At 63.0% G+C, this 26,617-nt stretch carries 24 protein-coding genes; 7 read left to right on the forward strand and 17 right to left on the reverse strand.

Annotation, left to right across the window (positions count from 1 at the left end; all coding sequences use genetic code 11):
* Window positions 1–71 precede the first annotated feature (71 nt).
* From JQ573_RS24045 to JQ573_RS24075, 7 genes are all read right to left on the reverse strand, one after another.
* A complete protein-coding gene (locus JQ573_RS24045) occupies window positions 72–1,247 on the reverse strand; it encodes an ABC transporter substrate-binding protein (RefSeq protein WP_212316474.1) in 1,176 nt (391 codons plus the stop codon).
* 72 nt (window positions 1,248–1,319) lie between these two features.
* A complete protein-coding gene (locus JQ573_RS24050; protein ID WP_249132221.1) occupies window positions 1,320–2,090 on the reverse strand; it encodes an enoyl-CoA hydratase/isomerase family protein in 771 nt (256 codons plus the stop codon).
* Between the two features lie 38 nt (window positions 2,091–2,128).
* Window positions 2,129–4,129 (reverse strand): biotin carboxylase N-terminal domain-containing protein, encoded by a 2,001-nt coding sequence (locus JQ573_RS24055; protein ID WP_212316035.1) that lies wholly within the window; start codon window positions 4,127–4,129, stop codon window positions 2,129–2,131.
* Window positions 4,130–4,145: 16 nt separating this feature from the next.
* Window positions 4,146–5,753, reverse strand: a complete 1,608-nt coding sequence (locus tag JQ573_RS24060; protein ID WP_212316034.1) for a carboxyl transferase domain-containing protein — start codon at window positions 5,751–5,753, stop codon at window positions 4,146–4,148.
* A gap of 206 nt (window positions 5,754–5,959) precedes the next feature.
* Window positions 5,960–6,376: a Zn-ribbon domain-containing OB-fold protein gene (locus JQ573_RS24065; RefSeq protein ID WP_212316033.1), complete on the reverse strand. Its 417-nt coding sequence runs from the start codon at window positions 6,374–6,376 to the stop codon at window positions 5,960–5,962.
* Window positions 6,376–7,557, reverse strand: a complete 1,182-nt coding sequence (locus tag JQ573_RS24070) for a thiolase C-terminal domain-containing protein (RefSeq protein WP_212316032.1) — start codon at window positions 7,555–7,557, stop codon at window positions 6,376–6,378. The genes JQ573_RS24065 and JQ573_RS24070 overlap by 1 nt, the downstream gene beginning before the upstream one ends.
* The gene (locus JQ573_RS24075) at window positions 7,554–9,095 is read right to left on the reverse strand and encodes a class I adenylate-forming enzyme family protein (protein ID WP_212316030.1); all 1,542 of its coding nucleotides are present in this window, start codon (window positions 9,093–9,095) and stop codon (window positions 7,554–7,556) included. The genes JQ573_RS24070 and JQ573_RS24075 overlap by 4 nt, the downstream gene beginning before the upstream one ends.
* Before the next feature lie 129 nt (window positions 9,096–9,224).
* Between JQ573_RS24075 and JQ573_RS24080 the strand changes: the two genes are divergently transcribed.
* Complete coding sequence (locus JQ573_RS24080) at window positions 9,225–10,034, forward strand: enoyl-CoA hydratase/isomerase family protein (protein ID WP_212316028.1); 810 nt, start codon at window positions 9,225–9,227, stop codon at window positions 10,032–10,034.
* 62 nt (window positions 10,035–10,096) lie between these two features.
* Here the strand turns inward: JQ573_RS24080 and JQ573_RS24085 are convergent, their stop codons facing one another.
* Window positions 10,097–12,043, reverse strand: a complete 1,947-nt coding sequence (locus JQ573_RS24085) for an AMP-binding protein (RefSeq protein WP_212316026.1) — start codon at window positions 12,041–12,043, stop codon at window positions 10,097–10,099.
* Between the two features lie 66 nt (window positions 12,044–12,109).
* Between JQ573_RS24085 and JQ573_RS24090 the strand changes: the two genes are divergently transcribed.
* Window positions 12,110–12,922 (forward strand): enoyl-CoA hydratase/isomerase family protein, encoded by an 813-nt coding sequence (locus JQ573_RS24090; protein WP_212316024.1) that lies wholly within the window; start codon window positions 12,110–12,112, stop codon window positions 12,920–12,922.
* A 6-nt stretch (window positions 12,923–12,928) separates the two neighbouring features.
* On the opposite strand, the gene JQ573_RS24095 is transcribed toward JQ573_RS24090, so the two are convergent.
* A complete protein-coding gene (locus JQ573_RS24095) occupies window positions 12,929–13,483 on the reverse strand; it encodes a TetR/AcrR family transcriptional regulator (RefSeq protein WP_212316022.1) in 555 nt (184 codons plus the stop codon).
* A 143-nt stretch (window positions 13,484–13,626) separates the two neighbouring features.
* Between JQ573_RS24095 and JQ573_RS24100 the strand changes: the two genes are divergently transcribed.
* Window positions 13,627–13,809, forward strand: a complete 183-nt coding sequence (locus tag JQ573_RS24100; RefSeq protein WP_212316020.1) for a hypothetical protein — start codon at window positions 13,627–13,629, stop codon at window positions 13,807–13,809.
* A gap of 90 nt (window positions 13,810–13,899) precedes the next feature.
* Here JQ573_RS24100 and paaI read toward each other — a convergent pair whose 3' ends face one another.
* The 5 genes from paaI to JQ573_RS24125 are packed head-to-tail and all read right to left on the reverse strand — an operon-like array spanning window position 13,900 to window position 18,086.
* On the reverse strand, window positions 13,900–14,406 hold the full coding sequence (gene paaI, locus JQ573_RS24105) for a hydroxyphenylacetyl-CoA thioesterase PaaI (protein ID WP_249132226.1): 507 nt from the start codon (window positions 14,404–14,406) through the stop codon (window positions 13,900–13,902).
* Window positions 14,348–15,352 (reverse strand): methylmalonyl Co-A mutase-associated GTPase MeaB, encoded by a 1,005-nt coding sequence (meaB, locus tag JQ573_RS24110; protein WP_212316467.1) that lies wholly within the window; start codon window positions 15,350–15,352, stop codon window positions 14,348–14,350. The genes paaI and meaB (JQ573_RS24110) overlap by 59 nt, the downstream gene beginning before the upstream one ends.
* Window positions 15,353–15,355: 3 nt before the next feature.
* Window positions 15,356–17,035 (reverse strand): methylmalonyl-CoA mutase, encoded by a 1,680-nt coding sequence (locus JQ573_RS24115; protein ID WP_212316017.1) that lies wholly within the window; start codon window positions 17,033–17,035, stop codon window positions 15,356–15,358.
* The gene (locus JQ573_RS24120; RefSeq protein ID WP_212316015.1) at window positions 17,032–17,478 is read right to left on the reverse strand and encodes a cobalamin B12-binding domain-containing protein; all 447 of its coding nucleotides are present in this window, start codon (window positions 17,476–17,478) and stop codon (window positions 17,032–17,034) included. Before JQ573_RS24120 ends, JQ573_RS24115 begins: the two co-directional genes overlap by 4 nt.
* A complete protein-coding gene (locus JQ573_RS24125) occupies window positions 17,475–18,086 on the reverse strand; it encodes a TetR/AcrR family transcriptional regulator (protein ID WP_212316013.1) in 612 nt (203 codons plus the stop codon). Before JQ573_RS24125 ends, JQ573_RS24120 begins: the two co-directional genes overlap by 4 nt.
* A 197-nt stretch (window positions 18,087–18,283) precedes the next feature.
* Between JQ573_RS24125 and JQ573_RS24130 the strand changes: the two genes are divergently transcribed.
* Window positions 18,284–19,639, forward strand: coding sequence for a phenylacetate--CoA ligase family protein (locus JQ573_RS24130; RefSeq protein WP_212316011.1), 1,356 nt, complete (start codon window positions 18,284–18,286; stop codon window positions 19,637–19,639).
* 326 nt (window positions 19,640–19,965) lie between these two features.
* Here JQ573_RS24130 and JQ573_RS24135 read toward each other — a convergent pair whose 3' ends face one another.
* The gene (locus JQ573_RS24135) at window positions 19,966–20,487 is read right to left on the reverse strand and encodes a TetR/AcrR family transcriptional regulator (RefSeq protein ID WP_312011606.1); all 522 of its coding nucleotides are present in this window, start codon (window positions 20,485–20,487) and stop codon (window positions 19,966–19,968) included.
* 259 nt (window positions 20,488–20,746) lie between these two features.
* Here JQ573_RS24135 and JQ573_RS24140 point away from each other — a divergent pair, with 259 nt between their 5' ends.
* From JQ573_RS24140 to JQ573_RS24150, 3 genes are read left to right on the forward strand one after another with little or no spacing between them, the layout of a single operon-like run.
* Entirely contained in the window at window positions 20,747–22,669 is a 1,923-nt protein-coding gene (locus JQ573_RS24140) for a class I adenylate-forming enzyme family protein (protein WP_212316007.1), read from the forward strand.
* Between the two features lie 35 nt (window positions 22,670–22,704).
* Window positions 22,705–23,928 (forward strand): cytochrome P450, encoded by a 1,224-nt coding sequence (locus JQ573_RS24145; RefSeq protein ID WP_212316006.1) that lies wholly within the window; start codon window positions 22,705–22,707, stop codon window positions 23,926–23,928.
* 31 nt (window positions 23,929–23,959) lie between these two features.
* Window positions 23,960–25,213 carry a thiolase family protein gene (locus tag JQ573_RS24150; RefSeq protein WP_212316005.1) on the forward strand — a complete coding sequence of 418 codons (1,254 nt, stop codon included), beginning with the start codon at window positions 23,960–23,962 and terminating at the stop codon, window positions 25,211–25,213.
* Between the two features lie 94 nt (window positions 25,214–25,307).
* On the opposite strand, the gene meaB (JQ573_RS24155) is transcribed toward JQ573_RS24150, so the two are convergent.
* Both meaB (JQ573_RS24155) and JQ573_RS24160 read right to left on the reverse strand, forming a co-directional pair.
* A complete protein-coding gene (meaB, locus tag JQ573_RS24155) occupies window positions 25,308–26,219 on the reverse strand; it encodes a methylmalonyl Co-A mutase-associated GTPase MeaB (protein WP_212316004.1) in 912 nt (303 codons plus the stop codon).
* A 6-nt stretch (window positions 26,220–26,225) separates the two neighbouring features.
* Window positions 26,226–26,612, reverse strand: coding sequence for a cobalamin-dependent protein (locus JQ573_RS24160; protein WP_212316003.1), 387 nt, complete (start codon window positions 26,610–26,612; stop codon window positions 26,226–26,228).
* Window positions 26,613–26,617: the final 5 nt, after the last annotated feature.

Here is a 26,617-nt window from a genome sequence, read left to right on the forward strand (position 1 = left end):
CTTTGTGCGCCACTGCGTCGCACTCGTAAACGTCACTCAGGCTTGGCCTCTCCTAATAAGTCTGAACTACCTCATTTCTTGAGAAGCGCGCACTTCGATTCGCTGACGGGCCTGTAGGCATTCTCGCCTTTGACCGTTTTCACGATCTCGAGGTAGTCCCATGGCTCCTTTGACTCGGACGGCTTCTTGACGCGGGCGAGGTACATGTCGCGAATGACGCGGCCGTCCTCGCGCAGCTTGCCGCCATGCACGAAAGCGTCGCCGATCGGCAGGTCGCGCATCTTGGCCATCACCGCGGCTGGATCATCAGTCCCCGCCGCCTTGATCGCCTTAAGATAGTGCAGCACGGCGCCGTAGACGCCGGTGTGGATCATGGTCGGCATCACCTTGGTCCTGGCGAAGAATCTCCGCGACCAGGCGCGGGTCTTTTCATCCATGTTCCAGTAGGAGGCCGTGGTCATATAGGTGCCTTGCGCAGCTTGCAGGCCGATGGCGTGCACGTCGGTGTCGAACATCAAGAGACCGACCAGCTTCTGTCCGCTCTGGACCAGTCCATATTCGCCGGATTGCTTGATCGCGTTATCCGTGTCCTGGCCGGCATTCGCGAATGCCACCACATCGGCCTTCGAGTTCTGCGCCTGCAGGACGAAAGAGGAAAAATCCGCCGTGTTGGTCGGATGCCGCACGCTGCCGAGAACCTTGCCGTCCAGCTCCTTGATGAAACGTGTGGCGTCCTTCTCCAGTTGCTGGCCGAAGGCATAGTCCGCGGTGACAAAGAACCAGGACTTGCCGCCCTCGTTGAGGACTGCCGAGGCTGTCACCTTGGAAAGTGCATAGGTGTCGTAGGCGAAGTGCACCGTGTTGGGGCTGCACAGCTCGTCCGTCAGGGAGCTGGCGCCGGGCCCGGAGAGCAGGGCGATCTTGTTGCGCTCCCTGACCATGTTGTGAACGGCGATCGCAATGCCTGAATTCGGGATGTCGGCGACGGCGTCGACCTTGCCGTTGTCGAACCAGTCCCGCACGATCTGCAGGCCGACATCGGTTTTCATCTGGTGATCGGCGCTGACGATCTCGATCGGCTTGCCCAGAACCGTCGAGCCGAATTCCTCGACCGCCATTTTCGCCGCCTCGACTGAGCCGGGACCGCTGTTGTCGCGACCCCAGCTGGAAAGATCGGTCAGGACGCCGATGCGGACGACGTCATTCGATATCTGCGCGGTCGCCGTCGATGTCGCCGCCGCAAGCATGGCCAGAGCCAGGAAATGCTTCTTCACGTAGTCTCCCTCGTTTTCTTATGGTGGGTGGTTGGTTCAGGTCAGCTAGCTGTCGCCGAATCGGGGCTTGCGCTTCTCGCGAAAGGCGCCGATGCCTTCGCGTGCGTCGGCATGCGTCAACAGGAACGGAAAGCCGTCGATCGCGTGGCGCATCTCGTCGCCACCGAGCCCGCGGTTGTAGAACGATTTCGCCATCTGCACGGCAAGGCGGGGCTGTGCGGCAATGCGCTCCGCGAACGCCAGCGCCTCGGGAAGAAGGCTGTCGTCGGGGACAGCGCGAGACACGATGCCGAGGCGACATGCCTCGTCAGCACTGACGGGCTCGCCGAGGATGCTCATCTCTTTGGCTTTCGCGCGGCCAACGATGTCGGCCAGACGCACGATGGCGAAGCCGGGCAATAGCCCGAGCTTGATCTCCGGCACGGCGAAACGGGCGCTTTCCGCGGCGATGATGAAGTCGCAGGCAATCGCAAGCTCGAAGCCGCCGCCATAGGCGATTCCGTTGACCGCGGCTATGACCGGCTTGAGCGCCCGTTCCGGCGCAGTGAGAACATCCATGGCGTCGATGAAGAACGCGCGCGCCTTCTCCGGGTCGAAATCGAAGTTGCCGATATCGGCGCCGGCACAGAATGCCTTGCCGCCCGCGCCCGTCATGACGGTTGCGCGGATCTGGTTGTCCTGATCGGCGCGCTTCAGGCCTTCGCGAATGCCTTCGCGAATGCCGGTGGTCAGGGCGTTCAGCTTGTTCGGCTCATCGAGCGTCAAGACCGCGATCTTGCCCCGGACCTCGTAGTTCACGCTTCCCAATCGCAACATGTTCATCCCCAATTATTATGACTGCTCCGAAGGCCGCGTTATTGCGCGGCCTGATCCGGCTCGACGACGGCAACGACCGCATTTCGCTCGACGGTTTCGCCTGGCTTGATGTGAACCGCGGTGACGACGCCGTCCACCTCACTGGCAATACGCAGCTCCATCTTCATGGACTCCATGACGACGGCCGTGTCTCCGGCCTTCACGCGGGTGCCCACTGCGACATTGACCTTCAACACCGCGCCCGTCATCGGGGCGCGCAGTTCGCCGCTGATCTCGGAACTCGTGCTGATGTACCTGAGATAGGGGATAGCGATCATCGTGCGCGCGCGACACGGATCGTGCACGAAGATGGAGTTGTCCTTCTGGCGGATACGTACCGTCTCGCGCCGTGAGTTCACAACGGCGACAAATTCGTCATTGCCGATCGGTGAAAGCTTCACCGCAATCCGGTCGTCGTCTACGCCGATCAGCATCGAACCGTCGGGCTGCAGCGGAGCGAAGCGGATTTCCGCGCTGGTGCCTGCGCTCTCAAGGTGCAGCAGGGGGATCGGAGACATCCCGTCGCCTCCCGTCCCCATGTGCCAACCGGTCAATCCGCTGGAGCGCCACGGGCCGTCGGACGCGGACTGGCGCTGGCGCATCATCCAGAAACAGGCGCCCAGCGCGAGCGCGCCTGCGTCGATGGCATCAGCCCGGTCCACGAGCGCGGCGATCTCTTCGTCGATCAGGCGTGTATGGAACGTTGCGCTTCGGGTCGCGGGCAGGGCGATCAGGCGCCCGAGAAACTCCCGATTGGTCGTTACCCCGAAGATTGAGGTTTCATCGAGCGCGCGGCCAAGGCTGTCGAGTGCCTGATCGCGGGTTGCGGCGTGCGCGATGAGCTTGGCAAGCATCGAATCGTAGTAGGGCGTAACGCTCGACCCACTCTCCACGCCGGTCTCGATGCGGATGTCGCCGCTCGGAAAGCGAACGTAGGCAATATCGCCAGTGGAAGGTATGAAACCGTCGTTTGGATCTTCGGCGCAGATGCGGGCTTCGACGGCGTGACCACGGCAGATGACCTCGTCCTGTGTCATCGGCAGGCCTTCGCCGGCTGCGACGCGGAGCATGGTCTCGACGATATCAATACCGGTCACCATTTCCGTCACGGGATGCTCGACCTGGAGCCGGGGATTGACCTCCAGGAAGTAGTAGTCGGTGTCGCTGACGATGAACTCGACCGTGCCGACGCCGCGATATTTAAGACGGCGGCCAAGCCGGACGGCATCGCCAAGGATGCGCTCGCGGAGCCTGGGCGGCAAGTTGGCGGCGGGCGCTTCCTCGATCAGCTTCTGGTGACGGCGCTGGAGTGAGCATTCGCGCTCGAACAGATGAACGACGTTGCCGTTGCCATCTCCGGCGATTTGCACTTCGAGGTGCCGGCCGCGCTGGATCAGCTTTTCCACAATGAGACCGGCATCGCCAAAGGCATTTCTGGCCTCGCGCATTGCGGACTCGATCTCGTCGGGCAGCCCGTCGAGCGACGAGATGGCCCGCATGCCTTTGCCTCCGCCGCCAGCGGCAGCCTTCAGCATGACGGGCAACAGGAGCTGGCGAATCGCACGTTCGATTTCAACCGGGTCTTGGCTCGGAACCTTGCTGCCGGGCACGGTCGGAACGTCCGCGGCGACGGCCTCACGTTTCGCGGATGCCTTGTCGCCGAGCCGCTCGATGGTCTCCGGCGTCGGTCCGATGAAGACCAGGCCGGTCGCCTCGACCGCGCGAGCGAAGGCGGCGTTCTCGGCCAGGAAGCCGAATCCCGGATGAATCGCTTCGGCGCCGGTAGCCTTTGCGGCGGCGATCACGGCGTCGATCCGCAGGTAGCTCTCCGAGGCTGGCGCGCCACCGATCTCGATGGATTCGCCGATGGCCTTGACGTGCAAGGCGTCGGCATCCGCGGTGGAATGAACGCCGGCCACCGCAACGCCGAGACGTCGGCAGGTGCGAGCGATCCGGCAAGCGATTTCGCCTCGGTTGGCGATCAGGATCTTCTTGAACACGGCTGGTCTCCTTCGTTTACATCCGGAACACGCCGAAATCGGTGTGCTGATGCGGAATCCTGCCGGCGAGGTCGAGCAGCAGCGCCATCACGCTGCGGGTTTCGAGCGGATCGATCACCATGTCGCACCAGGTGTTGCGGGCGAAGTTGTAGGCATTGGCGAAGGCTTCGAAAGTCTGCCGGGTCGGCGCCATGTAGGCCTCGCGCTCGGCGTCGGTCCACGTCGTACCCTCGCGCTTGTGCACTTCGTCGCGGACCATCGCGAGCGTCGTGGCGGCCTGGTCGGGACCCATGATCGCGGAACGGGCATTGGGCCACATCATCATTGCGTTCGGCCGGAACGCGCGGCCGCACATCGCGAGGTATCCCGCACCGTAGGCGTTGCCGATGATCAGCGTATATTTCGGCACATTGGCGCTCGCCATCGCCGTGACCATCTTCGCCCCGTTCTTGGTGATGCCGCCTTCCTCGGCATCGCGGCCGACCATGAAGCCGGTGACGTCGGCCATGAACAGCAGCGGAATGTCACGCTTGCAGCACAGCTCGATGAAATGCGTCGCCTTCAGCGCGCTCTCGGAGAACAGCACACCGTTGTTGCAGAGGATGCCGATCTCGAAGCCCATGATCCGCGCGAAACCGGTAATGAGGGTGTCGCCGTAGAGCGGCTTGAATTCATGGAATTCGCTGCCGTCTACGAGACGGGCGAGGATGTCGCGATTGTTGGTGGGAACGCGGGGATCCGAACTGATCAGACCGTAGATTTCCGCCGGATCGAGCAAGGGATCGCGTACCGGGCCGATCGTCCAGCTCTGCTTTGGGATTTCGCCGAGATTGGCCACGATCTCGCGCGTGATGGCAATCGCATGGGCGTCGTTCTCGGCGAGATGATCGGTCACGCCGCTGACACGGCTGTGCATCTCGCCGCCGCCCAGCGCCTCGATGCCGACTTCCTCGCGCGTGGCCGCGTAGACGAGCTGCGGGCCGCCGAGAAACATCGCGCCCTGGTTCCGGATGATAACGGTTTCGTCGCAAAGGGCGGGGATGTAGGCGCCGCCGGCAGTGGACGGGCCATGCACGATCGCGATCTGCGGAATGCCCTCGGCGGACATCCGGACCTGATTGTAGAAGATCGACCCGAACTGGCCGTCGTCCGGGAAAATGTTGGGTTGGTCGGGCAGATTGGCGCCGCCCGACTGAACCATGGTCACGCATGGAAGCCGGTGCTGCCAGGCGAAACGCTGGGCGCGGACGTGCTTCTTGCAGGTGATGCCGTAGTAGGTGCCGCCCTTCACGGTGGGCTCGTTGGCGATGATCATACAGGGGCGGCCGGATATCATCCCGACGCCGGTGATAATGCTGCCGCCGGGCGGCACGCCGTCGTACAGCCCTTCGCCCGCAAGCTGACAGAATTCGAGGAATGGCGATCCGGGATCGATCAGGGCCGCGATCCGCTCGCGTGGCAAGAGCTGGTCACGCTCCTTGTGCAGCTTACGCGCACGTTCGGGCCCGCCGATCGCAGCCGCAGCCCGGCGACGTCGAAGATCGGCGACACGTGCAGAGTAAGCGTCGCGGTTGCGTAGATATTCCTCGCTCGAGGTGACGACGTCCGATTTCATGATCGCCATTGTGCGCGCCCCTGGTTGCTAGGCTCGCCCATCGATGGCTTGCCGATGTTGTCGTGGATTGCTCTGCAGGTCAGCGCGCATTTCGGTATCCGAATGCGCGTCTGTCCGCGGGTAAGGGTGAAATTCATCTTGTCGATCATCTCGTTAAAATCTAACAAGTGTTAGAATTAGTCGCGCGCCGATGCAAGGAGAACTCATGCAAGCCTCTAGGCTTTCCGGAATCGCGGCAGCGTGATGTCGTCGGAGACGCGTTCGAAGGTCAGCTCGACATCCATGTCGAAGGTGACGTCCGCTGGGTTACTTCCCGTCAAGGTGCTGATCATGCGCGGCCCTTCCGTGAGCTCGACGAGCAGTACCGCGTACGGAACGTCGACCTTGAAGGCCGGGCCCGGCGCGCGATGCACCACGCTGAAGGAGTGGACCTTGCCTCGGCCCCGTGCCGGTATGTGCTCGAGCTCCTCACCGCCGCACTGACGGCACGTCGCTTGCTGATAATACTGCACATGTCGGCACCGGCCGCAGTGCTGCAGCAGCAGCTTTCCCTCTTGCAAGCCGCGCCAGAACGCGGCCGTGTCGGCGTCCGGGGCGGGGAGGGGCTTTCGGGCAGCATCGTCGAGCGACATTACAATGCCTCCCGTGTGCCCAGAACGGTGCTGGCGTTGGTCGCAAATCCTGCTCCAAGGCTATGCACCAGCCCAAGCTGCGCGCGCGCCACTTGCCGATCGCCGCACTGGCCGCGTAGTTGCGCGATCACCTCATGGAAGTGAAACAGGGAGCCGGGGATTCCCGAGTGGGCGAACGAAAGCAGGCCGCCGTGGGTGTTGGCGGGAATCCGGCCGCCGTAGGTCATTTGCCCGTCGGCGACGAACGGCCCACCTTCTCCCTTGCGGCAGAAGCCGAGGTCTTCGAGCATCATGATCACGGTCCCGGTGAAGCAATCGTAGATGCCGGCAACATCCATGTCAGCCGGCCCGTAACCAGCCATGGCATAGGCTAGTCGGCCAGACTCGACGGCCCCCGTCGAAGTGAGGGACGGCATCAGGAAGATGTGCTCGTGGGTGTAGCACTCGCCGCAGCCGAGGATGTAGACCGGCTTCTCGATGCCGAGCGCCTCGGCATATTCGGCGGAGACGAGGACGAACGCCGCTCCACCGTCAGATATCAATGAACAGTCGAGCTTGTGATAGGGCGTGGTAACCATCGGCGAGGTGAGCACGTCCTCGACCGTGATCGGGGTGGTCTGTTGTGCGCCGGGCGTCTGCGACGCGTGGCGCCTGTGCGCCACCGCGACCTCGGCGAGTTGCTCGACCGTGGTGCCGAATTCCTTCATATGCCGGTGCGCGGTCATGGCGAAGGTGTTGGCAACGGGAATTCCGAAAGGCATTTCGTATTGCTGATCCCGGCTCTCGGTGAGCGAACGCAGCGCGAGATCCGGCGTCAGTCCGGTCAGAAGGCTGTCAGCCGCGACAACCAGCACGACCTTGGCAAGGCCGCCGTGAATGGCAGCCGCACCGATGCTGAGCATCGTCGCTGCCGTGGCACCGGAGACTTGCAGCGTGTTCGAGAAGGTGGGGCGAATCCCGAAATATTCGCTGAATGCAACGCTGAAGCGATGGAAGGGAGATGCGAAAGCATGGCTCGAGAGGACGCCGTCCACCTCGCTCTTCGATATCCCGGCATCGGCCAGCGCATTCCTGGCGGCTTCGGCGGCGAGCGAAAGCGGGCTACGGCCTGACACCTTGCCGACCGCCGACATTCCGATGCCGATGACGGCGACCTTTCCTCGAAGACTGGTGTCGCTCATGTGGAGGCTTTCAACAGGCGTTCGAGTTCGTGGCGCTGGACCTTGCCGCTCGTGGAGCGCGGAAATTCGTCAAAGGCGATGAAGCGGAATTCACGCGGCCGCTTGTAGCCGGCCAGTTCGCGGCGGCACAAATCGACGAGCTCGGCCTCGGTCGGCTGGGCATCGTTACGGCATGCAACAAAAGCGACGGGAGCCTCTCCCCACCGGACGTCGGCGGCGCGCACGACCGTGACCTCCGTGATCCGCTCGTCGCTCAGCAGCACACGCTCGATCTCGGCAGGATAGATGTTCTCGCCGCCAGACTTGATCAGGTATTTGGCGCGGTCGACAAAATCGAGCGATCCGTCGTGGTTGCGCCTGAATACGTCGCCCATGTGAAACCAGCCGCCGCGGAAGTCGCGCGCGTTGGTCTCGTCCGCCTGCCAATAGCCCGAGAACAGCGTGGGGCTTCGGATCGCCAATTCGCCGGGCTCGCCGGGTGCAACCTCGTTGTCGGATGAATCGACGAGTTTGATCTCGCAGAATGCGTTCTGACGCTTGGACAGGCTCGCCGGCACCTGACCCGGAGCGATCAACGCCCTTGTCGCAGGCGGCAGGCCGGTTTCGGTCGAGCCGAAACTGTTGAGATAGGGCGCGTCGAGAAGCTCGGTCACCGCGGCGATGGCGTGCGGGGGCACGAGGTCCGCCATGGCCCCGCAAACCTGCACACCCTTGACGTTCGCCCGTTGCGCCTTCAGGCCTTCGACGAAGGCCTCCACCATGCCGGGGATCAATACCAGCCAGCCAATGTCGTGCTGGGATACCGCCGTCAACAGCGGTTCGAGTTGGAATCCATCCACCACAATGACCGTTCCGCCGCGCAACAGCGTGGCGAGCGCGTGGTCGGTCGATGCCATGTGGAACAGGGGTGTCCACGCGACGAAGGTCGCATGCGGCGCTATGCCGAGCTCTGACGAGAAGACCAGCGCGCGCATCACCATCGCGCGGTGGGAAATGACGGCGCCCTTCGGCAGGCCGGTCGTTCCGCTCGTGTAGAGAATGACGAGTCCGTCTTCGGGCTGCGCCACGGGCGGGGGGACGCGCCCATCCTGCCGCGCGAGCTCGCTTTCATATTGTGGTCCGATCTCCAGGATCGGGTGGATCCTGGCCGCGGGCGGAAGGTTTGCAGCGAGATCGGCCTCGACGACCAGCAGATTGGGCGACACCAGCTCGATGCAATAAGCGAGCTCGCGTTCCGACAATCGCCAGTTCAAGCATGCCGTGATGATCCCCAGGTTGGCGGCTGCCAGCTCGATCTCGAGACATTCCGGGCGATTTCGCGACAAGAGGCCAAGGCGGTCACCCCGCCGCAATCCCCGCGCGGCGAGGGCAGCGGTCAGACGACGCACCCGGTCGCGTAACTCCCCATAGGTCATACGCCTCTCGCGGTGTTCGATTGCGACCCTTCCGGCATGGAGTTCGGCGCAGACGTTGAATAGCGCTCCGACGGTTCCAACATCGGATACGGCGCCAATCTGGGGACTGAACTCGGTTACCATGCACGTTTCCTCGAGCGCTGCCTTTCGACAATCTTCCAAACCGGTGCTTGCGCCGGCGGATTACAAATTCTAACATTTGTTAGAAACAATTGGTAGCGCTTCTTATTCGTCAACAGCGGGAAGTTCAACATGTCCAATCGATACGCCACCTACACCAGGCTGAAGCTCGACTATCCGGCCGAACGGATATTGAGGATCACCTTCGATCGTCCCGAGACCTACAATTCCGTCGACGCGGAGACCCATACGCAGCTCACCCATATCTGGCGCGACATTGACAACGATCCCGATATCAATGCCGTGATCGTCACCGGGGCGGGAAAGGCGTTCTCAGCCGGCGGTGATTTCGAGCTGATCAAGTCGCTGCTCGACAATCCTGCGGCGCGGATGGCCACCTGGAAGGAAGCGAAGGACCTCGTCTACAACGTCATCAACTGCAACAAGCCGATCATCTCGGCCATCAATGGCATAGCGGTGGGAGCTGGCCTCGTCGTCGGGATCCTCGCCGACGTGTCGATTTGCGGCAAATCGGCGCGGATCGTCGACGGGCACACACGGCTCGGCGTCGCGGCGGGCGACGTCGCCTGCATCATCTGGCCGCTGCTCTGCGGACTGGCGAAGGCGAAATACTATCTGCTCACGTGCAAGCCGTTGTCGGGCGAGGAAGCCGAGCGGATCGGGCTGGTTTCGCTGTGTGTGGAAGATTCGGAGCTGCAGAGGATCGCGCTGGAGACAGCGCAGGATCTCGCCGCCGGCGCCCAGAGCGCGATCCGCTGGACCAAATACGCGTTGAACAACTGGCTTCGCGTCAACGGGCCGCTGTTCGATACCTCGACTGCGCTGGAAATCCTCGGCTTCGCCGGCAACGAGGCGCGCGAGGGATTGGCTTCTCACCTGGAGAAGCGCAAGCCCTCATTCCCGACGGATTGCCCGATCTAGTCCCGATCGGTACGCGTCGAGGCAACCGGCCTGGCTGGTTGCCTCGACGTCTGCCTTGGCCGCTACGTCTTGAGCCTGAGCCGGATGTGCGCGATGGCCTCCGGGTTGGCGAGCGCCGACAGGTCTCCAGGGTCCTTGTCCTCGAACACCGCGCGGAGCACGCGACGCATGATCTTCATGTTGCGCGTTCTCGGCAGGTCGTCGACCAGCAGAACCCGTTCCGGGCGGTATGAGGCGCCCATACCGTGAACCAGCGCCTGGGACAGTTCCTCGGGCAAGGTGCCCGACTCCTGCAGTCCAGCGCTCGGCACGCAGGCGCACACGATCGCAGAGCCTTTCACCGGATGAGGGATGCTGAAGACCGCAGCTTCCGCGACCTTGCCGGTCGCGGTCAAGACGCCTTCCAGTTCTGCCGGACCGACGCGCTTTCCCGAGATCTTGATGGTGTCGTCCGAGCGGCCGAGAATGTAGTAGAGGCCGTCCCTTCCGCGCACGGCGAAGTCGCCGTGTACCCAGATCCCGGGGATCGTATTCCAGTAGCTCTCGAGATAGCGCTGGTCAGCCTTCCAAAGGCTCTTGGTGAGCCCGATCGATGCGTGACGCAGGACGAGCTCGCCGACCTCGCCATCGGGAACGCCGTGGCCCGCCATGTCGACAATATCTGCGCCGACCCCGAGAGCTGGTCGCGAAAACGAGCATGGGTTCATCGGATGATTCGGCGTGCCCGTGAATATGCAGCCGCCGACTTCCGTGCCGCCGGAGATGTTGATGATCGGAATCTTCGACTTGCAAACGTGCTCGAAGAACCATCTCCACGGTGTCTCGGTCCAGGCTTCGCCGCCTGAAGCAGTGATCCGCAAGCTCGAGAGGTCGTATCTCTCGACCTCCTCGCCATATCGCATCATCCCTCGCACGATGGTCGGCGATACGCCGAGATAGGTGACCTTGTGTTCCTCGATGAGGCGCCAGAAGCGGCCCGTATCGGGATAATCCGGCGTTCCCTCCGCGACCAGCAGCCTGCCGCCGGCGAAGCTTGGGATGCAGGCGCACATCGCGCCCACCATCCATCCCATGTCGCTGAAGAAGAAGAACAGATCGGTCGGCTTGAAGTCGCCGCAGATGATCATGTCCCGCGTGACCATGGAGCCGATGAAGCTGATATGCGTCCACACGCAACCCTTCGGCTCGCCGGTCGTGCCCGAGGTGTAGAGCAGGATGGCGGGATCCTCCGCGTCCATCTCGGCGGTCGGCAGGTCCGCGCCCTCCCGGGCGATTTCATCCCACCAATGGTCTCGCCCCCGGCACATGGGGGTGTCGATGCCGAGCGCGCCGCGGTCGGCCACGACGACGTGCCGGACGCTCGGCGCAGCTTCGAGTGCCTCGTCGAGGACCGATTTCAGCGGCGCCGGAACGCCGCGGCGCCGGGTGCCGTTCGCCGTGATGACCGCCTTCGCTTCGCCGTGGTTGAGCCGAGATCGGATTGGGTCGGGGCCAAAGCCTGAAAATAGCGGCATCGCGATCGCGCCGATCTTCAAGATCGCAAAGAAGGCCACGAATGTTTCCGGCAGGTTCGGCATGTAGATGGCGACGACATCACCCTTGCCGATACCGAGTTCGCGCAGGCCGGAGGCCAGCCGTCCGACGGCGGTGGCGAACTCGCCGTAGCTCAATCGACGCTGTTCGTGCTTGTCCTCGCCTTCCCAGATCAGAAAGGGCTTGTCCCAGACTGCCGTGCCGCGATGCCTGTCGATGCAGTTGAGGACGATGTTCGTGGTCCCGCCGACGCACCAGCGCGCCCACGGCTCGCCTCGCGCGCGATCCAGGACCCTGTCGAAAGCGCGATAGAAGCGGACGTCGCAGAACTTGAACACTTCCTCCACGAGCCACGCCGGATCGGCATCCGCCCTCGCGGCCAGTGCGTCGTAGTCGGGCTGCCCCGTAGCGCGAAGAAACGCACTCAGGTTGCTCTTCTCCACGAGTTCCGCGGGCGGCGTCCAGAGATGCGCCATCTTGTTTCCTCCTACGAGCTCTTCGCCATTCTGTTGCATTCGGCGTGCGGCGATGTATTCTAACAAATGTTAGAATTCAAGGAAGAAGATATTGTGACCGACAAAGAACAGGTCCGCTATGCGGTCGAGGGCGGCATTGCGACTGTGACGATCGACCGTCCTGAGCGAAAGAACGCGCTGTCAGTCGAGGCGATGAATGGTCTGACGGATGCCTGGAGCAGGGTGGAAGCCGATCCGTCGGTGCGCGTCGTCATTCTGACCTCGGCGGACTGCGGCGTATTCTGTGCAGGACTCGATCTGAAACAGGCCGCAGAAATCCGGTCGCGGGATGGAGTGGATATCCTGACGCTGATGCGCGATCCGATGCAGAATGCGATGCGGAAGGTCTCCAAGCCGATCATCGCCGCCATGACCGGTTCCTTGATGGCCGGCGGGATGATGCTGGCGCTGAAGTGCGACCTGAGGGTCGCGTTGCGCGGCACGCGCGCCGGTATCACCGAAGTGAAGATGGGGCGCGGGACGCCCTGGGCAGTGCCGTTGCTGTGGATGCTGCCGCAGCCAATGCTGATGGAAATGGTTCTCACCGGAGAGACGATGCCGATCGAGCGGCTGGCCGAGCATGGATTCGTCAATTCTCTCGAAGAAACGCCGCAAGCGGTCCGGGAGCGCGCGCAGGAACTGGCCCGCAAGGTCGTGGAAGGCGCGCCGCTGTCGGTCAAGGCGGCCAAGGCCAGCGTGCTTGCCGCGATGGATCTCGGCTACGCGCAGGGACTCGTCGAAGCCGAGCGGCTCCATGTCGAGACCTATGCAAGTCTCGATGCCATCGAAGGGCCGAAAGCCTTCGCGGAGAGGCGCAAGCCGGTGTGGCGGGGCAGGTAACGTGCCTCAGGAGGTGCGAACGCCCTCGAAGATCAGCAGTTCCGTGCGGTGCGCCAGTTCAAGCACCGCATCGCGGGTCTCCAGCCTGAACCATTCGATCGTCCAGTTGAGGGAGCCGATCACGAACATGCGCAACGGCACCACCTCCATGTCGGCCCGGATTTCGCCGGCGCGCCGCGCCTCGATGAAGAGCTTGTCCCAATATTCGGCGTAGGCGCGCCGCAACGGCCGATGCGGCTTCTTCAAATGCTCCGGCAATTGACCGTAGATGCGGATGTTGGCTGACGTGAAGTCGCTGGTCTCGAGCAGCGCGACAAGATGGGCCTCGATCGCGAGGCCGATCCTGCGCCGGTGCGACACCTTGCCTGCCCGCTCGACCGCATTCCTTACGGTTTCGAAGACGTGACGGAGGCCGCGGTCCAGGACCTCGCCAAGGATCTCTTCCTTGGAATCAAAATGGTAGTAGATGCTGCCGGCCTTGATTTTTGCCCTCGCGGCGATCTGGCGCAGTGTCGTGGCCGAAAATCCCTGGCGCCGGAACAGTTGTGCTGCGGACTGCAAGATCAGATCTCGCGATCGCTCGGATTTTGTCGCGGCTGCCGTGGGATTCTTGTCGCGGGCGGTCTTGCGCCCAGTGCCCGTGGGCGATCTCCTTGGTCGGCGCGCCTCCGCCTGCCGACGAGATCGGTCGCCGGAACGCACGGATGACGGCATGCCTGATCAAGCTCCCTGTCAAAATACTGGCCGGCTGGTTCGAGCGGCCTACGATCGTTGTCGAAGCAGATTCCGGTGAGAATGGCAATATCCGCCCAGAGGGGCACGGCGATACCTGCGATGACAACGTCTGGGGCGCGCTCCAGGTCGCCACCGGCGAGTGCCGGCATTGATGGCTTGGCGTCCCCGAACTCAAACCCGTGCTTGGCGGCGATAGATCGCGCGAGCAGGCTGATTGCCGCAGCGCGACAGCCGATGCCGGATCATGGCGCCGTGAGCGATTCGGCGTGAGCGTGCATCGCGTCGGCGATGATCCGGGAATGGCCGCGGAATTCCGCCACGATCTTCCCGTTCGCCGCATTGGTGAGGCTGCAGTCATAGATCGCCGTGCGGCCCGTGCGACAGCGCTCCCGAACATGCGCAATCAGGCGATCGCCGGGTCGCGCAGGGCGCAAGAACGTGATGCTGCATTGCTGCGCGACCGCCGGCCGGCCGTGGCTGTTGCAGGCGATCGAGAATGCCGTATCGGCTAGGGTGAACAGGACGCCGCCATGACATGTTCCGAACACGTTCAGGCCGGCTTGAGAGATGGTCATCTCGAGCTCGGCCTCACCGGGGCTGGCCCGGCGGAGCGTAAAGCTGAACGCCTTGGCGGGGGCGTCGCCAGAGAGCATGAAGGCGGCGCAATGCTCTGCCAGTTGCTTTGGGTCGTCAGGTAACGGGTTCATCGCGTCTGCTGCCGCTCGTGTGCGAGTTAGAGACGTGGTCATGTGCCTCGTGGTGAGAGCCCAGCGCCGCGCGCGTCGCAGTGTCGATCGAAACTTCGCCGGCCTCGACCTGCCGCAGCATGTTCACGAATGGTTCGTCAGTCCGTTCCAGGATGGAGCGTCGGATCTCGGCCGCGGCGGTCTCCGCGAGGAGACGATGGATGCGCGCGCGACGGCGCGCCTGACGCTCGGCGGGCGTTCGCGGCGCGACATTGAAGACAGCTTCAACCAGTTCGACGACGCCCTGGCCGGAGCTTGCCACGGTCTCGATGACCGGCACATTCCTGTCGGTCTCGCGGCGTAGGCTCAACATGCTGCGGAGTTGCCGGACAGTGCGCGCGGCCAAGGGCAGATCGGCCTTGTTGACGACGAGGACGTTGGCGATCTCCAGTATCCCGGCCTTGATCGCCTGGATGTCATCGCCGAGGCCCGGAGCGTTCACGACGACCCGGACATCGGCAACTTCGACGATCTCGACCTCGGACTGCCCAGCTCCAACGGTTTCGATCACGATCACGTCACGGCCTGCGAAATCGAGGATGTCGACGATCGGCTGAATGCTGTCGGTCAACCCGCCGAGATGGCCGCGCGAGGCAATCGAGCGGATGAATACGCCGGCGTCTTCGGTATGCCGCCCCATCCGCACCCTGTCGCCGAGTACCGCGCCCCCTGAGAGCGGGCTCGACGGATCGACCGCCGCAACGGCGACCGTCTTTCCGCTCCTGCGCAACTCGGCCACGAACGTGTCGATCAGTGTCGACTTTCCGGCACCGGGCGGCCCGGTGAAGCCGACTGTGAGCGCGCTCCCTGTCTGCGGCAGCACCGCGCGATGCAAGCTGGCGGCGGCGGCGCCACCTGCTTCGGCGATCGTGATGGCGCGTGCGATGGCTTTGGCATCACCGGCCCGCAGCCGTACCAGGAGTGACGTTGCGATGGAATCCGAGGTCATCACTCAGGCAACGATCAATGGATGTCCGAAGCCGAGCTCGCGACGCAGGCAACTCACCACCTCGCCATGCGTAACGCCCGCTCCGGTCGCTTCCACCACTTTTTCAAACACGTTCTCGTCCGAACTGTTGGCGGCGCGGGCCAGTGCGTCGAGCGCGCTGGCGACGTCACGCTGGCTGCGCTCCTGCTTGAATGCCTTGAAGCGCTCGACATGCCGGAGCATCGCGCCTGGGTCCGGCCGCTCGGCCGGAGGGACCGTCGAATCCTCATCGATCTGGTAGCAATTGACCCCGACGATCCTGCGTGCGCCGGCGTCGACCTGCTCCTGGAACGCAAGAGCCGATTCGCCGATCATGGTCTGGACCAGGCCCGCCTCCGCGGCCTTGTACATACCGCCGGCTGCGTCGATCTTTGCAATCACGCCTTCGATCTCCGCCTCCATCTGGTCGGTCAGGCGCTCGACGTAGTACGAGCCGCCCAAGGGATCGATGACGTCGCAGAGTCTGGCCTCGTCGCGCAGGATATTCTGCGTGGCCACGGCAACGCGCGCGGTTTCCTCGCTTGGGCAGGCGATCGCCTCGTCATAGGCGTCCGTATGCAGCGATTGCAGCCCACTGAGAATCCCGGCGATGGCCTGGATCGAGACTCGCGCGATGTTGTTGAGCGGCTGCTGTTGGGTCAGGTCGACGCCGGAGGTCTGGCCGTGGAATTTGAACCGCCAGCATGCAGGATCCTTTGCCCCCAGCCTGTCCCGCGCGATCCTGGCCCAGATGCGCCGGCCGGCGCGGAATTTCGCGACCTCCTCGAACAGCGAGATCGAGATGTCGAAGAAGAAGGTGAAGCGCCGCAGCACGTCGTCGATGTCCATGCCGCGCGCCTTGCAATCGTCGGCATACTGGATCGCGGTGGAGAGCGTGAAGCCCATGGTCTCGGCAGGCGTCGAGCCGGCCTGCTGCATATGCTGACCGACGACCGAGACTGGATTCCAGTTTGGAACGTGACGCCGGCAAAACTCGATATGGTCGAGTAGCACCCGCCGCGATCCTGGCAGTGACAGGCGGTAGAATTGGTGATTGGCGATGAAGTGCGAAATGTAGTCACTCTGGTTGGACGTTCCCGTCACCGAGCGCCAGTCGACGCCGCGCCGCCGCGCCACGCCGAGCGTAAAGGCAAGCAGCGTAAAGGGCGACGGGTCGTTCATAGCCGTCGAGATTTCTCCGATCGGAACGCCATCCAGCGCGTTGTCCATATGGTCGGTGGTGTTGATCACGGTGCCGCAGGTGCCGAGCAGTACCGGCTCGACCTCGTCGCAATCGACGCCGCGAAATCCCGAACAACACGGCAACAGGCTGATTGCGGTGGCGCCGGCACCGATGATGCGTCGTACCCGCTTGTTGTAGTCCTCCGGTGTGCCGAGGCCGATCAGTTGACGCTGCGTCCAGGTGCGGCCCCGATGCATCGTCGGATAGATGCCGCGCGTGAACGGAAACTGGCCCGGAAAGCCGACGTCCTCAAGATACCGCTCGCCGGTCCAGTCGCGTGGCGAATACAGCGGCTGGATCTCGATCCCGGAGCGGTTACGGATTGCTTTCTCGTCGCCGATCTGGCGAGAGTATTGCGCGCGCCACTCGCCTTGCGCATGTTCAAAGCCGGGGAGCGGAAGCTGGATCGCCGTGCGGGTCATTGGGTCGCCTCAAAAAATTCATCGCTCCGTGCCGTGCGCGATTGCCCGCCGAGTGCGGTGACGCAATCAACGATCTCTTCGCGGCCCGAGCCGGGCCCGAAAATCCGGCTGACGCCGGCGCCGAGCAGCGCAGCTTTCTCCTCGTCAGGCACGATGCCACCAATGATGACGCTGACATGGCCGAGCCCCGCCACCCGCAGCGCATCCATCATCTTCGGCACGATCAGATGATCGGTCGCCAGCGAACTGATGCCGATGACGTCGACATCCTCTTCGGTCGCGAGTTTCACCACACCCGAAATGGTCTGCCACGGCGGGGTGTAGATCACTTCCATGCCGGCGTCGCGAAGATAGGCGGCGACGATGCGGCTACCGCGGTCGTGGCCGTCGAGGCCGATCTTGGTCACGAGAACGCGAAGCGGCAATGCATCGACCTTCATCATCGTTTTGACCTGCGTCGGGGTTTGGTGTCGGTGCCGGACGGAGCGATGCCGAACACGGCGACGAATTCGTCGACAATCGCGTCCAGGCCCCCGCGGGGTCGCCGGTACCAGATCGGCGTCGCGTTGAGGGCGCCCAGCAGCAGCATCCTGAGCAAGGCGGGCGAGCGGCCGCTGGGCAGGCCGAGCGCGGCGATCAGCGACCGGAAGCGCGTCTCATAGCGATCGCGCTGGGCACGCAGCTCGGCTGCGGCTTCCGCGACGTCGTCCGGCAGGACCCGGACGATGACGCGAGCGAACGCGCTGGCATCGAGGATGGATTCAAGATGCGCCTCGATCGCGCGCCGGAAGCGCAGCGCCGGCTCGGTTTCCTTGTCGACCAGGGTGTCGACGTGGCGGACGATGCGGTCGACGCCTTCGGTGTAGACCGCGACCAGCAGCGCCTGCTTGGTCGGGACATGGAAATAGAGCGCGCCCGGCGTCACGCCGGCCGCCTCGGCGACGTCGCGGATGGTCGTTGCGTGATAGCCGCGCTCGGCGAAAAGCGCTGCGGCGGCTTCCAGCAGCGCCGGCCAGCGGTTCGCTTGGTGCTTTGCAAGGGTGGCAGCCAACTTGTTCTCCATTTAACTAAACGATCGTTTAGCATGTCACGCCGCTGCACACAATCTGTAAGTCGTCCAGATTCAAAATCTGCGATTCCAACGAGAAATCTGATCAGTCTTGCCTCGTTCAAGCGATATCTTGACGCTGTATCTGAATCTAGCTAAACAATCGTTTAGTTAATAAAAGAGAGCAGGGAGGGTGACGCATGGCAGAGCAGCGAGCCTTTTGGAATGCCGACAAGGAGAACCGTCCGCGCGAGGTGCGCGAGGTGGAGGTTCTCGGCTTGATGCAGCGGCAATTGCGCTATGCCTATGAGCATCTGCCGTTCTACCGACGACACTACGATCGGGCCGGCTTCCACCCCGATCAGGTCGACTCGATCGCGGCCTTCACGCATCGCGTGCCCATCATCACCAAGCAGATGCTGCGCGACGACCAGGCCGAGCATCCGCCATTCGGCAGTTATCTCGGCGCCGGCCCCGTTGACGTCTGCCGCGTGCATGGGTCTTCAGGAACCAGTGGAAAGCCGACCCTTTACGCGATCTCGCGCAGCGACTGGGACTACATCTCAGACGTGATGGCGCAGGCGTTCTTCACCTGCGGTGTGCGCCCGGGCGACGTGGTGCAACTCGCGACGGTGTTCAGTCTGTTCATGGGGGGCTGGGGCTCGCTGCTCGGGGTCGAGCGGCTCGGTGCGACGGCCTTCCCGATCGGCGCTGGCGAAACCGAGCGGCAGATCGAGCTGATGTGGCGGGTCAAGTCGACCGTGCTCATCACGACGCCGAGCTACGCGCTGCACATGCTGGAGGTGGCGAGGTCGATGGGGCTCGATCCCGCAACCTCGCCGCTGCGTCTCGGAATCTTCATCGGTGAACCGGGCTCATCGATCCCCGGAACGCGTCAGGCTCTCGAGAACGGATGGGGCATCGTCGTGCGCGACATGGCAACGACGTCGGAGATGACGCCGTGGGGTACCAACGCGGAATGTGAGATGGGCCAGGGTGTGCATGTGATGCAGGATGAGGTCTGGACCGAGATCGTCGCGAAGGACAATCCCAACCGCGCGCTTCCAGACGGGGAGAGCGGGGCGGTCGTCTACACGCATCTAAGGCGGCAGTCGCAGCCGATGATCCGTTTCTACTCTGGCGATGAATCGCACATGACGCATGCGCCTTGCGGCTGTGGCCGGACTTATCCGCGCCTCCCGATGGGTGTGTATGGCCGCCTGGACGACATGCTCCTGATCCGCGGCGCCAATGTCTATCCGAGCCAGGTCCAGCGTTCCCTGCTGTCGGTGCCGGGCACGGGGATCGAGTTCAAGATTCTGCTCGAACGCAACGGCGCGCTGGACACGGCGACCGTGCGTGTCGAACGCGATCCGGCAGCCAAGATAGATAATCTGGCGGAATTCGACATCGAACTGGCCAAGCAGGTCAGGCGCCGGCTGAAGAACGATACCAACATCAATTTCGAGGTCGAGGTGCTGCCGCCGAATTCGCTGGAGCGGGCGATCTCGAAAGCCAGCAGAGTTGATGATCGGCGCCCGCGGCTTCGTCCTTGATATCCTAAAGCAGAGAATTGTGCGTCAATTCCGGCCTCGGGTAGGACAGTGAGCGAGCTTCGTGCCGTGACGAAACTGCGCCGATGACTTCAGACGGAGCGGGAGCCGCCCGCTATCATGACAGGCTCGGGCGGGCGCGATAGTATCGAGACGCTGAGGCCGGCGATTTCTCGCCGTCTCCTCTTGGTGCAGTCATCACGGGACGCAACCTCCGCATGGGGGCTGGAATATCCGTCGGAGATGGAAGGCTCGCCGCGTGAGGCCTTTGCGCGGGCTGGGGAAGCGCCTGAATAGTTGCAGCAGTATCTGAATTCCGATCGAGCCGCTTACTCGCGCCGAATGATGTTAAGCAGTTTCCGCACGATGCTCGCAGGTGTCTCGCCGCCGGGCCGATACCAGGTGATCGCCCAGTTCATTGCGCCCAGCAGTCCAAGTCTGAAGATGCGCTGATCAAGCCCTGCGGGCAGCGGGAGCGCCGAGATCAGATCCTTGAAAATGGATTCGTAGCTGTCGCGCAGGGTAACCACCTCTTCCGGCAGGCTGGTGACCGACAGATGCGAGACCAGGACTGCGGCGAAGCGGCTTCTCTCGAGCAAGCCTTGCGCATGCGCGATGCAGGCGGCTTCCAGCCGGGTCCACGGATCCGTGCGGCCTTCGATGGCCGCATTCACCGCCTCGCGCGATTGCGACACCGCAAAGGAATAGACGGCGACGAACAGTTCCTCCTTAGAGGGAAAGTGGTGATACAGCGATCCCGGCAGAATGCCGACCGCTGCCGCGATGTCGCGCATCGAGGTGTTTTCGTAGCCCTTGCTGCCGAACAGCCGGGCCGCCTCGTTGATCAGCACCTGTCGACGGTCATCCGGAAGCTCTTGGCGCCTGTCGTCCTTGTGCGGCCGGCGTGCTGCCTTTGTCGATTGAGTTCGTGGCGTGGGACGGGCTCGTCTTTTCGCAATCATCGGATCGGTTCGCGTTCGGGCTGAAGCGTCTCTTACCTGACATGCTCTGCCTCGTCGAGGACAGCAAGAGTTGCCAAACAAACAGTTGTTTGGTAGCGAGGTCGACAGGCGCCGGATGGATGAGTGCCCGGATCAGCGAGGAGGGAAAATGGGAGCTTGGGAGGTGAAGGGCCCGGCGAGGGGGGTGTGCAAGTCGTGGCGTGACGTCTATCCGGAGCTTGCCGGGCAGGTCACCAGGATCACAGCTCCGCACGGGCGGGGCATCGCGTGGGAAGGTTCTGAAATCTGGGCCTATCGCGATCGGCCGCGCAGCATTTCGGAGTGTCTTGCGGCCAATGTGGCGCGCTGGCCCGATCGTGAAGCCTATGTCTTCCATCCCGGCGGCGAAAGAATGACTTGGGGGGATGTCGGCAGTCAGGTTCAGCGAGTCGCCGCGCGGCTTCGAGATGACTTCGGCTTCCGGAAGGGTGATCGGCTCTGCTTGCTGACGGCCGGGTGTCCAGAGTACGTGACCAGCTATCTCGCAATCATCCAACTCGGTGGCATAGCGGTTCCTGTCAACCTCGGTCTGCACGCGGAGGGATTGGCGGCGCAGATCAACAAGGTAGGCGCCAAGGGCCTCGTGGTCTCGCCCGAGGTCTGGAACGGCAAGCTCGAACCGGTGCGAGGCAGCCTCGAGAGCGTAAAGGCCGTGTTTGTCATTGGCGGAGAAGCGCCGCAGGGAACGCTTCCCTTCGCCAAGCTGACCGGCACCGGGACGAACCCGGTCGAGCACGAGGCAGTCGACGAGTGGGATCTCTGTGCGATCTCGTTCACTTCCGGCACGACTGGGGTGCCGAAGGGCACTATGGCCTTGCACATCAACGCGCTTGGCTGCGCCCAGAACGTTGTCATGGCCGCCAAGGGGCTCGGCGTTGACGACGTCAATCTGTGCATGCCGCCGCTCTATCACAACACCGCCGTCTATGCGGACTTCCTGCCCGCGCTGCTGAGCGGCGGCAAATGCGTGATCATGGCGGCCTTCACGCCGCTCGATGCGATTAAGCTCATCGAGGCCGAGCGGGCGACATGGGCGGTTGCGGCGCCGATCATGCTCTGGATGATGATGAACCATCCGGAGTTCCGAAGCCATGACCGCTCGACGCTGAAGAAAATCATCTTTGGCGGTCATGCCTCATCGGAGACGTTCATCAACCAGCTCAACCAGGAATTCGCGCCGATCGCGATGGTGAATGCCGGCTCGGTCTCGGAAAGCACGGCGCTCGGCTTCGCGCTGCCAACCGAGGACGCGATCCGCAAGATCACGAGTTGCGGCCTCGCAACGCCGAACACCGACATTGCGATCTTCGACGACGCCGGCAACGAAATCATCGAGCCGAATGTCATCGGTGAAGTTGCCTACCGCGGCCAGCAGACCAACGCGGGATACTGGGAGGAGCCCGGCAAGACCGCCGAGGTATTCCGGCGCGACGGCTTTGTCCTGTCCGGGGACTGGGCCAGGATCGATGAGGAGGGCTACCTCTGGCTGCTCGATCGCAAGAAGGACATGATCGTGCGCGGTGGTCAGAACGTCTACTGCATCGAGGTCGAGAACAAGCTGTATCTGCACCCGAAAGTCCTGCGAGCGGCGGTGGTCGGAGTACCCGACCATGTGTTCTCGGAGCGCCTGAAGGCGGTCGTGGTGCTCAAGCCCAGCGAGAGCGCGACGGCCGACGAAATCCGCGACCACTGCGCGAAGCATCTCGCCAGATACGAGACGCCGGAATACGTGGTTTTCGCAACCACCCTGCCGGCCAACGCCGCCGGAAAGACCCTCAAGCCACCGCTCGTCGACTTCTGGGGTGAGTCGGGGAACGCCACGCTCGAACGATTTGCCGCGTTCTGTGCGAGCATGCCGCCTGCGCTGTTCGACATGCCCCACCTGAAGATCGACGGAAAGTCGGCCGCACCACGCGAGGTGCTCGCAGAGCTCGAAGAGGGCACGGATCGCGGGCGAACCTTCGCGCGAATGATCGAGGAGCAGGGCATTTGCGCGCTGACGACGCCAAACGAATCCAGATTCCGCAAATGAATGCCGACACTCCGAGAAGACAGAGAGTTTGATTGATGCTGAACCTCGATTTCGCGGATCCAAGCACAAATGCCGATCCATTCCCCATCTTCGCACGGCTGCGCGAGAGCGACCCAGTGCACTGGTCGTCGGCCATGAAGACGTGGGTCATCACGCGGTATGAGGACGTTAAACGCGTGGCGGTAGCGAACTCCGACATGTCCGCGGAGCGGCTTGCGCCATTCTTCGCAACGGTTCCGGCCGAGAGCCAAGGCGGCTATGCCCACCTGATGACATACCTCGGCAATTGGATGGTATTTCGTGATCCGCCCGAGCACACGCGCCTGCGCCGGCTGTTCACCAAGGCTTTCACCTCCCGTTCGGTCAAGGCGCTGGAGCCCAATGTCGAGCAGATCGTCGGATTCCTGTTCGATCAGATGGAGAAAAAAGCGTGGTCATCGGGAGTTGTCGACTGGATCGCAGACTTCGCCTATCCGTTGCCTGCCACAGTGATGATGGACCTGCTCGGTGTGCCGCGAGAGGACCTGTACCTCGTCAAGGATTGGTCGGACGATATTGCGCTCTTCGTCGGAACCTCCCGTGCGACGGCCGACAAATATCTGCGTGCAGAGGCCGGGGCCAAGGCCATGGCGAATTACTTTCGTGGCATTCTCGCCAAGCGCGCCGCCGATCCCAAGGACGACATCATCAGCCAGCTCGTGTCGGCGCGCGAGGATCGCGAGGCCCTGACCGACGACGAGGTGATTGCAACCTGCATCCTTCTGCTGTTCGCAGGACACGAAACGACGACCAATCTGCTCGGCAACGGGCTCTACTACACCTTGAAGTCGCCGGAGCAATGGAAGCGTGTCAAGGATGATCCGTCTCTGGCTGAATCTGCGGTCGAGGAATGGTTGCGGTACGACGGTCCTAGCGGCGCCCTGGCGCGCGTTATCACGGCCGATCTCGATTTCGGAGGAAAGCGGCTGTTGAAGGGGCAACGCCTGTTCGCGTTCGTCAACGCGGCCAACCGTGATTCCGAACAGTTTCAGGACGCCGATCGGTTCGATATCGGCCGATCGCCGAATGCCCATCTGACCTTCGGTCACGGTATTCACTTCTGCCTCGGCGCGCAACTCGCCAGGCTCGAGGGACAGATCGCGCTTCGTGGCCTGATCGAACGCTTCCCCGACACCGCACTGGCGTACGCGTCCGCTCCGGATTGGAAGGACTCTCTTATCCTCCGCGGCTTGCAGTCGCTCCCGGTGCGTCTGCGCTGATCCACCTGCCATCTGACATTGGGTGCAAGATATGATGCCAGAAGCCTACATCATCGGAACTGCCTGCACTTCGTTTGGCAAGAAGCCGCAAACAAGCTTCAAGGCATTGACGCGCGAAGCCTACCTTGCCGTCCTCGCCGATGCGGGGATGGAGGATGGATGCGACATTGCGATGACGTGGTTCGGGAACTGCGGCATGGGCTCGTTCGGACAGCGCAATATCCGGGGGCAGGTCTGCTTTTCTCCACTGGTGCGGGAAGGCCTGTTTCCCGAGCGCGTTCCAACGATGAATGTTGAAGGCGGCTGTGCCACGGCGTCCCAGGCCTTTCATGGCGCCTGGAAGGACATTGCCTCCGGCGCAGCGGAGCTTTCACTGGCCATCGGGGTAGAGAAGACGTTCGTTCCGGACAACCCAGCGCGAACGCAGGAGATCTTCGACGGTGGCATCGACCAACTGGATCCGGACGAGTGGCTCGGCTACTACGGCGAAGCCGGGCGAGCCTGCGGCAAGCCCTTCGCGGCTGCCGAAAAGCGTGGCACGATCTTCATGGATACCTACGCCATGCAGGCGGCCTATCACATGAAACGTTACGGCACGACACGGCTCCAGATCGCTGCGGGTGCGGCAAAGAATCACGACCACGGAAGTCTTAATCCTCTCGCACAATATCGCTTCAGGATGACTGCCGACGAAGTGCTGGCAGATCGCGAGATCAGCTATCCGCTGACCCGAAGCATGTGCGCTCCGATTGGCGATGGAGCCGCGGCGGCCCTTGTCTGTTCGCGAGATTACCTCGCGAGGTTGCCGAGCAAGGTGCGTGAGCGAGCAGTCAAGGTGCGGGCCAGTGCCTTGTCGGGCGGAAAATACCGGTCGTTTGACGAGCCGGGTCTTTCACGCATTGCGGCTGACAAAGCCTACAAGATGGCAGGTCTCTCGCCATCGGAGATCGATATCGCTGAGGTTCACGACGCAACGTCGTTCTGCGAAATCTATCAGGCCGAAATGCTGAGATTCTGCGCAGATGGGCAGGGTGGTGCTTATGTCGCTTCCGGCGCGACCGCGCTCGACGGGGAGCGGCCCGTAAACCTGTCTGGCGGGCTCGTCTCCAAGGGACATCCCGTTGGCGCTACAGGCCTGTCGATGATCCATGAGCTTGTTCTGCAGTTGCGTGGGGAGGCGGGTGCGCGTCAGGCAAAAAGGGCGCGAATCGCGCTTGCCGAGAATGGCGGCGGTGTCATGGGCTTTGACGAAGCAGCTTGCGCGATAACGATACTTGAGAAGTAGGGCTCCAATCGCTGCTTTCACCTGGCGAGACCCCGACAAGCATTGCGCGCAAGCTGCTCAGCGGCATACGTCGGACGCAAACCTCAACGCCTTCTCAGCGACGTCGCTCCTTCAAGCGCCCTACCACTCGTTCAAAGGCCTCGCGGGGAGAGCGATCGATGGCTTCCGGGCTTTCCGCCAGGATGTCGGCGACAGTGCGCATGATGAGACTCTTGACGTGATACTCCCTGCGCAGACGGCGGACCTCGTCCGCGTTCCGCGATGCTCGCAAGAAGTCCAGATGGTGGGAAACCGCGTCGTTGAGGGCCGTGATACCGTCCGGACTCTCCGCAGCGGTCATGATCACCGGCGGCTCCCAGTCCGACGCCAGTCTCCGGCGTAATCTGGCGACCGCGCGGATTTCGCTTGCAATTCTCTCCGCGCCAGCCAGATCGGCCTTGTTGATGACGTAGATATCCGCCATCTCGAGCGTACCCGCCTTCATCGCCTGGACCTGATCCCCGGACTCGGGAATGAGCACCAGGACCAGCGTATCGACCAGGGCCCGCACGGCGTATTCGGCCTGACCGACGCCTACGGTTTCCAGGATCACCTCGTCAAACGGGTAACCGTCCAGCGTCGCCAGGACGTCGGCAATGTTGTCGGCAAGACCGTCATTTGCACCCCGGCTTGCCAGGGATCGAATGAACAGCCGCGGATCGTCGGCAACGCTATCCATCCGGATGCGATCGCCGAGGATTGCACCGTGCGTGTGGGGGCTGGTTGGATCGATCGCCACAACGGCAACCGCGGCGCCGTCGTCAAGACGCCGCCGCGCCAGACGGCCGATCAACGTGCTCTTGCCCGCGCCGGGCGGACCGGTGATCCCGATCCGGCTTGCGCCGCCCGCAGTCTCGCGCATGCCGGCCAGGGCTTCCTCAACTGACGCATTGGCAATCCTCGAGAGCGACCGGCCGAGCGCACGGCGGTCCAGATGTCCGTCCGGCTTGCCCGAAGCTGCTGCCACAGCCGCCTACGCAGCCTTCACCGGCATGAGCACGCGCGCGACCTCAGCAACGACGTCGTCAAGCCGCATCTCCGCAGTGAAGATGCCTATCACGCCAGCATCCAGCAGCGCCGCGCGATCCTCGGCCGGGATAGTGCCGCCGACGAACACGGGGATGTCGCTGGCATCGAGGGCACGAAGCTCCTGCATGGTCTCGGCGACCAGTTCCTTGTGACTCCCGGAAAGCAGCGACAGACCAACCGCGTCGACGTCTTCGTCGACTGCAACACGCGCGATGAAACCCGGTGTCTTGCGCAGTCCCGTATAGATCACTTCGGCGCCGGCATCGCGCAACGCCAGCGCGATGATTTTCGCTCCGATATCGTGACCATCAAGGCCGGGCTTGGCGATCAAAATCC

Source organism: Bradyrhizobium sp. AUGA SZCCT0105 (assembly GCF_018129565.1).
GTDB lineage: Bacteria > Pseudomonadota > Alphaproteobacteria > Rhizobiales > Xanthobacteraceae > Bradyrhizobium.